Annotated in this window: 13 protein-coding genes; 5 read left to right on the top strand and 8 right to left on the bottom strand. The window is 55.1% G+C overall.

Annotated features, from left to right (window positions below; translation table 11 throughout):
* Positions 1-51: 51 nt before the first annotated feature.
* Positions 52-1,392: an AAA family ATPase gene (locus HMPREF2912_RS10435; RefSeq protein WP_070597214.1), complete on the top strand. Its 1,341-nt coding sequence runs from the start codon at positions 52-54 to the stop codon at positions 1,390-1,392.
* 158 nt (positions 1,393-1,550) lie between these two features.
* Here HMPREF2912_RS10435 and HMPREF2912_RS10430 read toward each other — a convergent pair whose 3' ends face one another.
* Positions 1,551-3,065: a sodium:solute symporter family protein gene (locus tag HMPREF2912_RS10430; protein WP_070597212.1), complete on the bottom strand. Its 1,515-nt coding sequence runs from the start codon at positions 3,063-3,065 to the stop codon at positions 1,551-1,553.
* A gap of 240 nt (positions 3,066-3,305) precedes the next feature.
* On the opposite strand from HMPREF2912_RS10430, the gene HMPREF2912_RS10425 reads away from it, so the two are divergent.
* Positions 3,306-4,022, top strand: a complete 717-nt coding sequence (locus HMPREF2912_RS10425) for a FadR/GntR family transcriptional regulator (RefSeq protein WP_070523448.1) — start codon at positions 3,306-3,308, stop codon at positions 4,020-4,022.
* A gap of 9 nt (positions 4,023-4,031) precedes the next feature.
* On the opposite strand, the gene HMPREF2912_RS10420 is transcribed toward HMPREF2912_RS10425, so the two are convergent.
* The 5 genes from HMPREF2912_RS10420 to HMPREF2912_RS13045 are packed head-to-tail and all read right to left on the bottom strand — an operon-like array spanning position 4,032 to position 7,492.
* Positions 4,032-4,742, bottom strand: coding sequence for an N-acetylmannosamine-6-phosphate 2-epimerase (locus HMPREF2912_RS10420; RefSeq protein WP_070523451.1), 711 nt, complete (start codon positions 4,740-4,742; stop codon positions 4,032-4,034).
* A 41-nt stretch (positions 4,743-4,783) separates the two neighbouring features.
* Positions 4,784-5,725: an ROK family protein gene (locus HMPREF2912_RS10415; protein WP_070597211.1), complete on the bottom strand. Its 942-nt coding sequence runs from the start codon at positions 5,723-5,725 to the stop codon at positions 4,784-4,786.
* 31 nt (positions 5,726-5,756) lie between these two features.
* Positions 5,757-6,701, bottom strand: a complete 945-nt coding sequence (locus HMPREF2912_RS10410) for a dihydrodipicolinate synthase family protein (protein ID WP_070523457.1) — start codon at positions 6,699-6,701, stop codon at positions 5,757-5,759.
* A 45-nt stretch (positions 6,702-6,746) separates the two neighbouring features.
* Complete coding sequence (locus HMPREF2912_RS10405; RefSeq protein ID WP_141752589.1) at positions 6,747-7,325, bottom strand: 3'-5' exonuclease; 579 nt, start codon at positions 7,323-7,325, stop codon at positions 6,747-6,749.
* Complete coding sequence (locus tag HMPREF2912_RS13045) at positions 7,322-7,492, bottom strand: hypothetical protein (RefSeq protein ID WP_154762536.1); 171 nt, start codon at positions 7,490-7,492, stop codon at positions 7,322-7,324. Before HMPREF2912_RS13045 ends, HMPREF2912_RS10405 begins: the two co-directional genes overlap by 4 nt.
* A 187-nt stretch (positions 7,493-7,679) precedes the next feature.
* Between HMPREF2912_RS13045 and HMPREF2912_RS10400 the strand changes: the two genes are divergently transcribed.
* Both HMPREF2912_RS10400 and HMPREF2912_RS10395 read left to right on the top strand, forming a co-directional pair.
* Positions 7,680-9,542 (top strand): GmrSD restriction endonuclease domain-containing protein, encoded by a 1,863-nt coding sequence (locus HMPREF2912_RS10400; RefSeq protein WP_070684073.1) that lies wholly within the window; start codon positions 7,680-7,682, stop codon positions 9,540-9,542.
* A 120-nt stretch (positions 9,543-9,662) separates the two neighbouring features.
* A complete protein-coding gene (locus tag HMPREF2912_RS10395) occupies positions 9,663-10,169 on the top strand; it encodes a GNAT family N-acetyltransferase (protein WP_070597203.1) in 507 nt (168 codons plus the stop codon).
* 77 nt (positions 10,170-10,246) lie between these two features.
* Here the strand turns inward: HMPREF2912_RS10395 and HMPREF2912_RS10390 are convergent, their stop codons facing one another.
* Together HMPREF2912_RS10390 and HMPREF2912_RS10385 are read right to left on the bottom strand one after the other, a co-directional pair.
* Positions 10,247-11,830 carry a bifunctional metallophosphatase/5'-nucleotidase gene (locus HMPREF2912_RS10390; protein WP_070684072.1) on the bottom strand — a complete coding sequence of 528 codons (1,584 nt, stop codon included), beginning with the start codon at positions 11,828-11,830 and terminating at the stop codon, positions 10,247-10,249.
* Positions 11,831-12,087: 257 nt separating this feature from the next.
* A complete protein-coding gene (locus tag HMPREF2912_RS10385) occupies positions 12,088-12,549 on the bottom strand; it encodes an ASCH domain-containing protein (RefSeq protein WP_070684070.1) in 462 nt (153 codons plus the stop codon).
* Between the two features lie 319 nt (positions 12,550-12,868).
* Between HMPREF2912_RS10385 and HMPREF2912_RS10380 the strand changes: the two genes are divergently transcribed.
* Positions 12,869-14,062 (top strand): ATP-binding protein, encoded by a 1,194-nt coding sequence (locus HMPREF2912_RS10380; RefSeq protein WP_083303836.1) that lies wholly within the window; start codon positions 12,869-12,871, stop codon positions 14,060-14,062.
* The last annotated feature ends 402 nt before the right edge of the window (positions 14,063-14,464 follow it).

Below are 14,464 nucleotides of genomic sequence, written 5' to 3'. Positions count from 1 at the left end.
GCTCATCCTGCGCCCCTGGGTGTTCACTCGCTGCACGCTATAGTGGACTCCATGCTCACGCGACTCGAAGTTGATGGTTTCAAGAACCTCAAGAATTTCAGTGTCGATCTCGGCCCTTACACCTGCATCGTGGGCCGCAATGCTGTCGGCAAGTCAAATATCTTCGACGCAATTTCTTTCTTCGGCTCAACAGCCAATGCCTCTCTCAACGATGCCGCCGCCAATCTCCGCGGTCTGCGTGGCGATATCAGCGAAATCTTTGGCAACGACACGAACTCGATCACGTTTGCCGCCGAGATGATCGTCCCCGCAACTTTTCGAGATGACTTCGGACAAGAAGTAGAAATCACCACGACTTTCCTGCGGTACGAGCTTGAATTCCAACTCGTGGAGCAGGAATTCACTGCGGATCAAGTCGTGCGAACCATCGAACTTGTCCGTGAGGATCTCACGGCACTCACCCAAAAGGACGCCCGTGAAAGGCACCCCTGGGCTGCAGAAGCATTTCGCAAGACTGCTATTAAAAGCACAGGTGGCCGCCCCGCGTTCATTAAGACAACGGCCGAAGACTCCATCGAGGTTAAGTCGGGTAGAAGGGGGCGCAATCCGCACCTTCCCCTGAAGGAAGTTCGCTCCACGGTTCTATCCGTCTACGGGCGCAGCGCGGATTACCCAGCAATTGCTGCAGTACGTAGAGAGCTTTCCACGTGGAAGCTACTGGGCCTTGAGCCGAGTGCGATGCGTGCTCCGAGCGCGATGAGTGATCCGTCAAGCGTCGATGCCCGCGGCGCCAACCTCCCGGCGACCCTCGCCCGCCTCACGCAGGAAATCGGCGATCAAGCAACTGTTCAATTAGAAGACACGCTCCTCGATCTCGTTGATGTTCGCTCGATTGACCTCGACATCGACAGCTCGCGTCAGTTGATCACGCTTCAAGCAGAAATTGGCAATGCACCGCTGCTTCCCGCGCGTGCGCTCTCGGATGGAACACTGCGTTTTATCGTCCTGGGTCTCCTCGCCATCGACCCCAGCACGAACGACGTTTTATGCTTCGAAGAACCAGAAAACGGCATTTATCCCGACAAGCTTCGCGCTATGTATACGCTCCTGCATGAGCTGGCTGTCGATTCACGCCACCAAGTGGGCCCGGACAATCCCCTGCAGCAAATGATTGTGAACTCCCACTCCCCTGCCTATTTATCCCTACACCAAGAGGATTGGGGCGAACTACTTGTCGCCGATAGCCACCCCATTGACAACTCCTTAAGGCTCCTTCCAGTCCTTGGCAGCGAGAATTGGCGGACCATAAATCCAGGAACACCGGGCGTTATCGCAACGGTCATCGAAGAAATCCTCCACGTTTCCTTGAAGCATCAGGATGAAGCTGCTTGAAGCACAACTACTGGGACACCGGTCCAGAGGCGGCAACCCCACCGACCACAGCAACAGCGTCGAAGCCCCTCCACACTCGTTACGAGCACGCCGCGGCCATGCGAGATGTACCCCACGGAGAGCAACAACTCACGCTGCGCGGGCTTAACTTACTTGATTTAAGCAACAGGCGTTTGCATGGCGCTACGCCGCGTGTACTCAAGGTCCTTTCCGTAAATAGTCAAGCCCGTGATGTCGTGCTGGTCCGATTTCCGGAAGATGAAGGATGCCAGATAGCCGATAACGAGAGTTCCTACGAACGCGACAATCGAGACCAAGAATGGGCCTTGGTCCAGCTTTCCAGCGAAGTACGCAGCAATCGCTCCGCAAAGGAGCCCGATGAGAACGCCATTGGAATTTGCGGACTTCGTAAAGATACCCAAGACAAATACCGCAGTGAGCGGAACTCCAAAAAGACCGGTGATCGCGAGGAACAGGTCCCACAGGTCCGACTGGTTGGTAATGATGAGATACAGCGCAACGGCCAATCCGAAGGTTCCGGCAACGATGATGACCAGGCGAGAGAAAGTAACCGACGCTTCCTTCGGGGAGAAGCGGTTATAGATATCCACGACAACGCACGCGGAAATCGAGTTGAGCGAAGAAGAAATTGTCGATTGCGCAGCCGCCAAGATGGCAGCAATCAAGAGTCCGGCAATGCCTGCAGGCAGCTCCGAAAGAATGAAATACGGCACTACAGCAGAAGTGTTGACTCCCTCAGGCAGACCACCCTTCGCTTCGTAGAAGTTATACAAAGCCGTTCCCATCCCGTAGAACAGCGGAATAGTTATCAGCGCCAGAATTCCGTTGACGATGAGAGACTTCTTCGTCGCTTGAATCGTAGGAGTCGTTTGGTAGCGCTGAACGACGTCCTGAGAAGAGGTGTACTGGTGCAAGCTGTTCAGTACATTTCCGATAAAGATGAATGGTATCGAGGAGAAGACTGCATTCGTGGTGAAGTTGTCCGCTGAGTAGAACTTTCCTTCTTCAGCGGCGTTAACCACCGCACCGCTAAATCCGTCGGGAGTCATAGCCATGGCCGTCAGCACTACCGCTGCAGCGCCAGCCAGCAGCAGGACACCCTGAATCACATCAGACCAAATCACACCTTCCATGCCTCCCAGGAAGGTGTACACAATACAAAGAGCGCCTACAAACGCGGCGACGACCAGCGGGTTGATATCTGCCACCGACGTGATCGCCAATGTTGGCAAATAGATAACGATGGCGATGCGCCCGACGTGATAAAGAACGAAGAGGAGCGAGCCGAGGACTCGGAGGGCTACGGAGAATCTCTCCTCGAGGTATTCGTAGGCCGTAGTGACATCCAGCTTCCTGAAGAACGGAACATAGTAACCGATCAAAATTGGAACAATGGCAAAAATAGCGAGGTTACCAGCCGAGTAAGCCCAGTCAGTCAGATACGCCTTTTCCGGAGTGGACATAAACGTGATGGCAGACAGCGTCGTGGCATAGATTGAGAATCCTGCCGCCCAGCCAGGAATCCTGCCACCCGCTTTGAAGAATTCGTCCTGATCACTGCCGGCCCTACGCGCAAAATAAGCGCCGACAAGAAGCATTCCCAGGAGATAGAGGATCAGAACTATCCAGTTGAGTGTTCCGAATGATTGCATTTGGCCTTCCCTTCAGGGCTTTCGATATAGAGAGCTAAATCACTCTCTAATTTGTCTGTGCAACAAAGCATGTTAGAAGATACAATACATCAGACGTCTGATGTTTGAAGGGATTTAAGATATAGCCGTCTACCCCTGATCGTCAGAGCGGAGTGCTACTCCCCCGCAGCGCTCATCCTTTAAGTACCCCGCCAACGTGGAAGGCTTAAGATATATCGAAAAGAAAAGAGGGATTAACCAGTGCACACCGGAACGTGGGGATTCAGTGAAGCCACACATCGCCCTGCCTCAACCACCCAGCAGGCTGTAGAAGGCATCAAACAATACATTCGGGACAACGCCCTCAAGCCCGGGGACACTTTGCCAACCGAATCAGAGCTCTGCGAAGAGCTTGGCTTCTCTCGCTCCTCTGTCCGAGAGGCCATCAGAATCCTAACGACGCTAGATATCGTCGACGTCAGGCACGGAACAGGAACGTTTGTCTCCAGCACGTCCCTCAAAGCTCTAGTTCAAGGACTCATTTTTCGAGCGACTCTCGACGCTGATGACAACCTTGAAACACTTCGTGATGTAGTGGAAATCCGGCAGGCGATTGATCTTGCTATCGGGCAAGAAATCACAGCCAAACTCGACCCCTCGAAGCTAGAGCAGTTGAGCATCATCGTGGAAAAGATGTCAGCCAAGCGGAAGCAGGGCCTAAACTTTGCCGAAGAGGATCGGGAGTTCCATCAGGTGCTGCTTTCCGAAATTGATAACCCGATCATCCGTGAGCTCAATGATGCCTTTTGGCAAGTGCACATGAACGTCATTCCGCTTCGCAAGTTGGAAGAACCACAGGACTTCAGCAGGACGGTTCGCGCGCACCAAGACATCGTCGATGCTCTACAGAACAATGACCTGAAGAAGTATCAAGAGTCTGTACTCAGGCATTACGAGCCTCTGCTGACTTCGCTGTGACAATCCGCGTCAGCTATTGAAGCTCCGCGTAATCCAGGCAGGATCTGTGATGGCAGTGCCAATGATGATTGCATCGGCGCCAGCGCGCTTTCCTGCAGCCACATCATCGCGCGAGGCAAACCTGCCTTCGCCTATCAAAAAAGCATCTTCACCACAGAGCCGTCGCCCCTCTGCCAAGCATTCAAGATCCGGACCTTCAGTCTTGCTCCGGAATTCTGTATAGCCGGCCAGCGTCGTTGAAATGATATCCGCCCCCGTGTGGTGCGCCTGCTGCATTTCTTCCGGGGTTGAACAATCGGCCATTGACAAGACATTAAGCCGGTGACACTCTGCGACAAGATCAGAAAAGCTTGAGCCATCAGGCCTAGGGCGATCCGTGGCATCTGCACAGATAACAGCTGCCCCTGCCTCAGCCAATCGACGGACGGACTCTACAGTTGGCGTGATATAAACCCCCTCACTCCCCTCCTTTGTAAGGCCGAAAACTGGTACATCTACTGCAGCTGCGATTGCCTCGACATCCTCGATGCCGCCATACCCGCCACACCGGATTGCACGGCTTCCTCCCTCAACGCACGCACGAGCGACATGCGTCAAGGTATGGGTATCGCGCATTGGGTGACCATCTGGCGCTTGCACCGAGACAATCACCGAGTTTCGAATTAACCCTTGGACTTCTTCTCGGCGTTCCGCCAGTTCACTACTCTTAAACCTAAACATATACCTGAGCCTTCTTCTGGATATATCGCAGATAAACGGTGCTAAAAAGCGTTATCTCGAGCAAAAGCCGCTGCACCCACTAACGGTGCTGTCGCCGGAGATTCAGTAACCCGAATTGCAACGGAGCGATTCGGCTTCAATGCGAAATCCTCTATGGCCTGACGGAATGGTTCTTCCACAGCGGCACCAATCTGACACACACCGCCGCCCAAGACAACGGCATCAAGATCAAGAGCCGAAACAAGACCAGCCACCGCACGGCCAAGGCCATAAGAATTCCCTCGAATAATCCGGGAAGCGAGTTCATCTCCCTGGTTCATTCTTTCCACGACCTTTTCGAGGGGAAGCACTAACTGGGCCCGTTCCTTCCACTGCACCCGCTCGCTCGCCGGGTTCGTAGAAAATTCTTCATAATACGCAGCCAAGCTATTGCCGCTCATAATGTTTTCGGCGCGGTCCGCAAAGCCCCGGAAATCAGCGCACAAGAGCTCCGAAAACTCTCCGGCCGATCCGGTAGGTCCGCTGAGCAGACTCCCGTTATCGCTTACCGCACCACCGACACCAGTTCCCAACGAAAGGTACAGGACTCTGCCGGACTGGAACTCCCTCGCGGCTCCGAGCATCAGCTCTCCGTACGCCCAGACTCTCACATCATTGTGAACAGCACACGGAAGGTCAACAACCTCTTTCGCGACCTCACGAAGATTGGTACCAGACCAGTTCTTAATGGTGTCCCCGTTGTAGGTGACGAGTCCCTCAGGTGCCTGAATCACTCCTGGCGAACCAATGCCGATTCGCGCCGGGGCAATGCCCGATCCTTCCAACGCCAGCTGAACGGCTTTCTTAATCTGCTCCTGTGGCGAAGCACCGGCCGGCTGGGTAGGAATCTTTCCCAACGCAACTGCCTGCGTTGGGTCTTCATCAGACACGAAGCCCCAACCAATCTTTGTTGCACCGACATCAAGCGCAAGGGTACTAGTCACTCTTCACTCGTTTCGTCGTAGTTCAGCGAAATTAGGGCTCGATCACCTGAGCGGCATCGACGATCTCATGAATCTTAGCCAGCTCCTCATCATTCAGAGCGACGTGCGGACGGGACATCAGCCCCGACGGAAAGACGCCCAGGTGGTGAAGCGCTGCCTTGAAGCTGCCGAGACCTTGCGAGCTTCCGCCCATGCGGGTCCCATCGCCCACACCAACGATGGTGAAAAGGTCACAAATCTTAGACTGCAATTCCGCGGCCTCGGCATACGCCCCGTCCACCAGTAGCTCATGCAACTTCACGTAGGAAACCGGGTCCACGTTGCCCAGACCAGGTACCACGCCATCGGCACCTGCCAGGTAAGCAAAGTCGACCGTAGTTTCCGAGCCAGTTAAAACCACAAAGTTTTTCACCCCAGCCTTGTCGCGGGCGCTAATCAGAGCACGCGTGTATCCATCATTGCCGCCAGAATCTTTAACGCCAGCGAGCACACCTTCCTTGGCGAGAGAAATAAGGGTAGAAATATCCAGTACCGAGTGAACACTGACCGGAATGTTGTACGCGTAGATGGGAGTCTCTGGCGCGGCTTCGTGAAGAAGTCGGAAGTGCTCAGCAATTTCTACATCGTGAGTACGAACATAAAAAGGGGCAGTGGCAACTAGACCCTGGACCCCGAGCGCGACGGCATCTTCAATATGCTCAATGACTCGCGGAGTCGTCATGTCAATCACGCCTGCAACTACCGGAACTCGCCCGCGAGCCTGTTCCGCCACCGTTGCAATGACTTCCTTACGCTGCTCTCGTGTAAGGAAAGCCACCTCACCTGAAGAACCGAGAACGAACAGACCATGAACACCAGCCTTAATCAGCCGTTCGGCCTGACGCTTGAGGGTATCGATGTCGACGGAGTAGTCCTCGTTAAACGGAGTCAGAAGCGGCGGTACAACGCCGTGCAGGAGCTGTGTGCTTGCAGTCATGTCTTGAACCCTTCCTATTCACTTTTTCACTTGAGTCATAAGACATCATACGTCTCCTGCGATTGTGATGCAGCTCCTTCCAGCGAAAGGAAGCAAAGGAAGAGAACTGACTAACCTAACCTGGCAACAGCTCGGAGGCCTCCCCACCACGCTCACTACGAGCACATCGCGGGCGCGCGAGGCTGCTACGTAGAGTAACGCCCGCTCGCGCTGCAGCGCCTCGCGGCTTACATCAAGCAAGATGACGTGCGTGAATTCTAAGCCCTTGGCGTTGTGCATCGTCATCACCGCCATCGGGCGCTCCCGGGACGTGCGCCGCCCAGTGCTCACGGCCACGCCCAGCTCGCCCAACTGCGTGGCGATCTCATCCTTGCGGGCATTAGCCCGGGTCAGCACACCGATGGAGACATCGTCATCCCCGAAGGTCCAGTCCCGGATACGCGCGGCCAAGGCCTCAGCTTCCTCCGCCTTGCTCGCAGAATTCAAGACAACCGGCGCAGGACCCTGGCGCACCGAACGATAACCATGCAGATCGTCGATATTCTCTTCCGAATCCACCCACTCGGCACCGTCCAGAATCGCCGTGGCATAGCCCAGGTTCTGCCGGGTCGTGCGGTAATTCACGCGCAGCTTCGTCGTGGCACGCCCTCGCGTTTCAATCCCGTAATCACGCAGCACCAACCGCTGCCCATAGATGCGCTGGAGCGCGCGACGTTGCTGACCAGCCAGTGCTCATCACAGCAGGAGATGGGTACATCGAGGGCGAGCTGGGAGTAGTCGGAAAGGCTCATGGAGTCCAAGGCATCAGCGGGGCTGGACCTTTTGGGAGGATTGCGGCTCAGGAGTTCGAGAACATTTCACCTGGCTAAGCTCAACACCAAACGCAGCCTTTTGCTGAAATAAATCTCCAGAGTTCTCCTCCCCTTTGCCCCTTTTAAGGCATGCTGGAGAAGACTATTCGCTACAGAGGAGGCTCCGGTGGGTTTCAACACCAACATGCACCAACTATCGGCGCTGATGCGCAATACCGAGAACGGAGAGATTCAGCTCCCCGATTTTCAGCGAAAGTACAAGTGGGAGGACGAGCGCGTCCGCCAGCTCCTCATAACCATCTTCCGTGGGCATCCGTTGGGCATCATCATGTTGCTGGAAACCGGCAATTCTTCTGTCAGGTTCAAGCCACGGCCCATCGAAAGCACCGAGGCGACTGCTACTTCCGAGCCCAAGTTCTTGCTTCTCGACGGCCAGCAACGACTGACATCGCTTACCCAAGCCCTCAAGGGTGATGGTGTTGTTCACACCAAAGACTCACGCGGCAAGCGCCTCGACCGCAGGTACTTCATCAATATCCAGAAGTCTATTGAGGATCCCTTCGAGCTGGATGAAGCAGTGATCTCGGTACCGGCTGATGGGGTAATTCGAACCAACTTCAACCGCGATATCGTTCTCGATCTCAGCAGTATGGAAAAGCAACACGAAGCGGGATACATCCCTGTTTCGTTGCTTCTCGATCAAATGGGGCTCTTCGAATGGTTTGGCAAGCTGGGTGATACCGAACTCATGACCGCATTCAGCGATGGGATCATCCGTCAGGTCAACGAATACAAGATTCCTGCAATTGAGCTAGACAAGCAGACGGACAAGGCAGCGGTGGCCACCGTCTTCGAAAAGGTCAATGTTGGTGGACTCCCACTCAACGTTTTTGAGCTCCTCACAGCAGTGTTTGCAGGCGATGCCGAGTACTACGACAGGTACCAGCACGATTTCCGCCTCAACGACGACTGGGTGGAGACTAAGGAACTGTGGAAAGAACATGATGTCCTCCACAAGGTGGAGAACACTGACTTCCTCCAAGCAATCACGATGCTGACGACTCTTGAGCGAAGCAAGCATTCTTCGGGAGGCCGCAAAGTCGGTCTGTCTGCCAAGAGGGAAGACGTTTTAAGGCTTGAGTTGAACGACTACCTCACCTGGCGCGACGCCCTACGTCAAGGATTCATCTGGGTAGCAGGCTTCCTAGCGGATCTGCATATTTACCGATTCAGGGATGTCCCCTACCCGAAGCAATTAGTTCCGCTAGCTGCCATCGCCGTTGTTCTTGGCAAGGAAGCAGACAAGCACCACGTCAAAGAGAAGATTACGCAGTGGTTCTGGAGTGGAGTCTTGGGCGAGCTTTATGGCTCTGCCATTGAGACGCGCTTCGTGCGTGACCTTGAAGGGGTGCCTGCTTGGGCGATGGGTGAAGAGACTACCGCCCCACGCACCGTGCAGGACGCTACCTTTGCGGAATCCCGCCTTCATTCCTTGCGCACCCGCAATGCCGCGGCATACAAGGGCATTGCTGCACTGATCATGGCACAGGGCTCTACGGACTGGGTCGAAGGGAAGCAATTCGGCGCTTTCCAGTACAGGGACATGGCCGTAGACATCCACCATATTTTCCCTAAGGACTGGTGCAAAAAGAACGGAATTGATGATGAACGCCGCGAGTCTATCGTCAACAAAACGACGCTGAGCGCACGTACGAACCGTGTCATCGGTGGCGTCGCACCGTCGGCATACTTGACCAAAGTTGAGAGCGAATCAGGCTTTGATGCCAACGGCGTAGACGACGTTCTCCGCGGACACCTCATTTCGCCCGAAGCACTGCGCAGCGATAACTTTGATGCTTTCTTCGAGCGTCGAAGGGAATCACTCTGCGCACTCATTGAGGGCGCTCTGAAGAAGACGGTTCAGCGCGATGTCAGCGAAGGTAACGCTGTGGAAGACTCGTCATTCTTCGAGGAAGAAGCGCTTGAGGAGCCTGTCCAAACGGGAGTCGACCCCCTATCGGAGGCCTAAGGCAAAGTTGTTTCCTCTCTGACCGGCGCAGCCGGGCAACTTTCGACCAAGAGTGACGGCACTACGTGTGTGCAGATTAGGCAACCTGGCCGAACGCCGCTCTCAACCTCAGGACTCACAATGAATGATATTCATACTCTTCGCACTTCCCGACTCAATCTTTCGGCACCGACAGATGCCGACGTTGACGCCATCTTTGCCATCCACTCGGACGCCCGCACTTACGAGCACCGCCCTGAACTGGTCATGAAGACCAGGGAGGAAGCCACGGACCTGGCACGCGCGTGGCAGGCCAACTGGCACGAGAATCATCTGGGATACTACGTGGTATCCACGCTCGATGGCACTACCATAGGATTTACTGGCGTGCGCCATAGCGAAGAAGCCGGTGAAGAAGTGCTCAACCTCTACTACCGCTTCGCGCCTGAATCGCAGGGCAAAGGCTACGCCAAGGAGGCCGCAGCCGCTGCAATTGCCAGCGCGCGTGAGCGTTTCCCGCAGCTCCCAGTCGTTGCGATAATCGACCCCACTAATGAAGCGTCGATTGCCCTAGCCTTGAAGCTCGGACTTCAGCACGTCCCCGGCGCAGGAGTGCAGGATGACTATGAGGTCTACCGACTGGGCTGATAAAAATATCTCGACACTCGCAGCTCAGCCACTCTTTTGAAACGTGGGAATGACTCCGTAGAACTGAAATGCCCTGGTTATTGATGCAGTCCCTGCAAGGGGAAGCGATCCGAAGGAAGATTTAGTTGCCACGAGCCCGGCAAGAAGGTCTTCAGGTAGCGAACAATCCCCTCCAGTACGGGCTTGGGAGTAAACGCGACGAAAGCACCCGCCAGTGCGGCAATCACCCCGATAGCAACGGCTGCTCCTCGCGAAGATCCAATCGATGATTCTTCTGCCTTCCCACCGTTTGCTGGACCGTTTGACTTATCGGGAGTCTTCAAAGGTAAGAGCTCACCATGCCGCTTGATGAACTCGGAGAAGACATCGACGTCGATTGCCGTGCCTGTAGAAGTAACACGCGCATCGCTGAATGAATCGATCTTGTCGCCACCATTTACCACGTAGTTGCTAACGGCTAGTGAATAGGTGGCATTCATGCCCATTGACGTGCCATCATCGAGCTTTATCGCCGTGACACGCTCGCCAAATGGCGCAGATGCGTCGAAATCAAACGTGAATCCGGCAGTTCGTGGGAAGCCGTTTCCACCGTCTGGGTTGGATTCAATACCTTTTTCCAGCGCATCTTTAATCTCTGCGCCTGTCGCTTGAATCGCGATTGGTGAGTTTCCAAAAGGAAGCACCGATTGCGCATCGCGACGGGTTAATGTCCCTTCTTTCATGGCAGCACGCTGGCCGCCACCGTTTTGCCATCCAAGCTGGGTATCGAAATGTTCGCGGTATGCATCCGCTACCAACGGACCTAGTTCTGCTTTTGATAAAGTCTGCGTCGCAGTACCAAGTTGCTCGCCCAGTTGGCGGTCTAATTCACCGTAGAGTTTCTCGCTGCGTGTCTTCCACTCTTCGTTAGCGTTAAGCGATGGATTGACCGGATGGTTCACCACTTTCACTGTGTTCTCCTGTGTGGACCGGTCAACGGTGATGTCGAGGTGAACCAACGTTCCATAATCAGCGCGCGGTGCGACGATCGGCCGACCATCTGCGGTGTAGGTTACTTCTTCCGGTGATTGCGCCTCGTTTTCTTCACGCAACGCTGCTGCAAGCTCGGGATTCTCTTCCATTACCCGAGTGGTGTCTTCTTTTGAAATCTGGCTCAGCAAAACGATTGCATCGACGCCTTCTTCTTGGAGCTTGTTAACCCCGGCGCGTGCGGAATCAATGAAGTCCCCCACTACCACATCCTTGGCGGCTACCGTTCGATCAAGGTCGGCAGTAAGAGAAACAAACCCGACGGTGAGGTCGCCAGACTTAGCGGTGAACGTGGTCCCGTCATCACTGATCGGCTCGCCATTCTGGGTAGTCAGGTTGCTGGAAATCCACGGAAACTCGGCTTTTTCGATAAGGCTACGAGTATGGTCCACGCCGTAATCAAAGTCGTGGTTGCCAAAATTGCCAACGTCCACACCGAGTTCGTTAAAAGCCTCTACAAATGGCTCACCGCGAAAGACTGAGCCAAACAGGCTGCCGGCAGCAAGTTCTCCACCAAAGGCGACAATAGGGTCACCTTCTTCTTGGCGGGTTTTCTCGAGGGCAGTTGCTAAGTAGGCGATGCCACCTTGGTGGCTACCGTCATCCCAGGCTCGGGGCTCAAATTCCTTCATGTCCTGGAAGTAGACAACGTCTCCGGTCGCTACTGCCGCCTGACCTGGGTCCGATTCAGCAGCGACAGCGTTACATGCGTTAAGAGAAAGAAGAGCAGTCCAAGCAAGAATAGTGTGACGATTGCGCATAGAGGAATCTTGCCTAACGCTGTTGGAGGGGTCCCAACCTTGAAGCAAAGTTTAGATGAACATTCATCGTCCACATGTTTACCGCTGGGCCCAAGCTACGAATACGCCTAGCCCGCAGGCATGCCCCTTCAGGAATCCCACGGTTCCAACGCCTTAACCGGATACCGCCCATCAACAGCAAAACGCTGGCACACCACCTGGGTGTCGTCGTTAATGCCTATCTCTCCGATGTAATCAACGAACTCGGGCGAGCGCCAGAACTGCTCATGCCCTGCGCGCCATTCGCTGGCATCGGCGTAGCCTTCGCCCTCGGCGACGGCGTGCTCGTCGCTGACGTCGGCGAGCCGGCGGACCTGAACCGCGGCGGTACGGATGACGCACACCACGTTGTCGTGTGAGTCGAGGACGGCCTCAAGGGTACCCACGTCCTCGCGCGGGTCGTGGTCGCGCGGATGCTCGGCCAACAAGGACGTCGTAGTGGTTTTCGTGCCGTTCAGAATGGCGGTGACGAGGGCGTCGCGAAGCGGGCCAGGGAAGGCGAACTCTCCGCGGGGCAGTTCCGCTATAGGTTTCAAAGCGTCCTGAGTCATACGTTTACAGTACGTGGCCAGTTAAAAGTTGCTGAGTGAGTACGCGCTCGCTTTCTGTTCCGACCGGCCCGATGCTCGCTCCCCCAAACTCGCTTCATCCACGACGATGTCCGGGCGCATCCCTTGCGCCAAAGATGCTCCTTACAAAGAACTTGTAAACCAACTTCTTTCCCAATCGCTCCATGCCGCGCCACTGCCTCCTATTAATAGCGACGCAGGCCCTTCTTCAAACTTCAAAGCTCTTCATAAACTTCAAAGAATTCACAAAATTCATAAACTTCACAAGACTTCAAAAGCTCTGTGGTCTAGAGTGAGGGACATGAATCCGAAACACACCAACCCTTTTACGGCTACTCTCGGCGCCACTCCCCCGCTGTTGGTTGGCCGCAGCGATGCCATTCGTGATTTCGGTTTTGCACTCGATGAAGGCCCTGGTGCCCATGAGAGGATCTCACTCATCATCGGACCACGCGGCATCGGCAAGACAGTCCTTCTTAATGCCTTCGAAGACGAAGCGCTCGAGCGTGGCTGGCTCACGCTCAGTGACACTGCAACGACCGGTTTTGTTGAGCGACTGCGTAGCAGCATTATTCAGCTTCTGGCTAAGGAGAGGAAACAGCTCAAAGGCCTCAACGTCTCTATCCTCGGCATTGGAGGCGGGCTCAATTGGGATACCCGAGCTATCGCAGAGTCCACGTACTCGCTCCGCAATGCACTCAAGGATTTACTGGCCTATAAACGTGAGCTCGACCGGAAATCCCGCCAGGAGCCCGGTGGGGTTCTTGTAACACTGGATGAAATGCACCATCAACGCAGCCAGGAGCTCATAGAGTTCGGCGCTACGATTCAACATTTAGTTCGCGAGGGTGAGGACATTTCCGTTGTCATGGCAGGCATCCCGTCCTCAATTAGACCTCTGCTTTCCGGGAAGCTGAACAGTCGTGGCGACACCAATCCAGTTACCTTTCTTCGACGTGCTAACCGCATTGAGCTGGGCAGGGTCTCCGATTCGGATGTACGTGAAGCACTGGAGGAACCCCTTCACAGCGCCGCCACCTCATGGTCACAGGACGCTTTGGAAACCGCGGTTGAGGCGTGCCATGGATATCCATTCATGATCCAACTCGTTGGCCAGTGCTCCTTTCGGGAAAAGGCGCGTACCGCTGACGGAGGTACCGAGATTTCTATCGACGCTGCCCGGCGCGGAGTCGCAACAGCACAGCGCAAGCTCGGCCAGCTTGTTCATGAGCCAGCGCTGTCGGACCTCTCCCCCGTCGACCGAAGCTTTTTGGTTTACATGGCCCAAAGCGATGGCCCTTCCAAGATGGCGGATATCAAGGCACGCTTCAATAAGACTGATTCTTATGTAGGCAACTATCGCCGCCGGCTTCTCGACGCCGAAATGATCACCACCACGGGCCACGGCGAAGTCGATTTCGCCTTGCCGTACTTACGCGACTACCTCCGCGAGCACGCGGCAAGTCTCATAGCCGAGGACTTCGACGCCCAGTAGCGAGGCCTCCCTCGCCCTCGGACTGCACGCCACACCTACCCCCGCGCGTTTACATCTCTACTATTCGCGCAGAGTTTCCATTCCTCTCAAAGTTATTCATCCGGCTCGCCGGGAAATGCAGCACCTGCCAGCGTAGGTGTTGTCGCAGTGGCGGAGGAAGAGGCGTCGACAAGCGCGGCGTGGAACCTCACTATGTGCGCGCCGGAGCCGTGTGAATAAACGCGGATAATAGTATGCGTCCAGTCGCAAAACCTGCACCTACATGGGGTTTCTTCGGCTTCCGGTAGCTTGAAAAAGCTCGAACTTTTCTTAGAATTGTCGTCTAGTTCACATATCACCACCCCGGGTGCCGCTGCTCACCACGCAACTGGATGGCACAGCACACCCGCGCCGAGAAAGGTT

Source organism: Corynebacterium sp. HMSC056E09 (assembly GCF_001813425.1).
GTDB lineage: Bacteria > Actinomycetota > Actinomycetes > Mycobacteriales > Mycobacteriaceae > Corynebacterium > Corynebacterium hesseae.
Note: the sequence above shows the minus strand (reverse complement) of the source record. Positions and strands in the feature narration are given on the sequence as shown.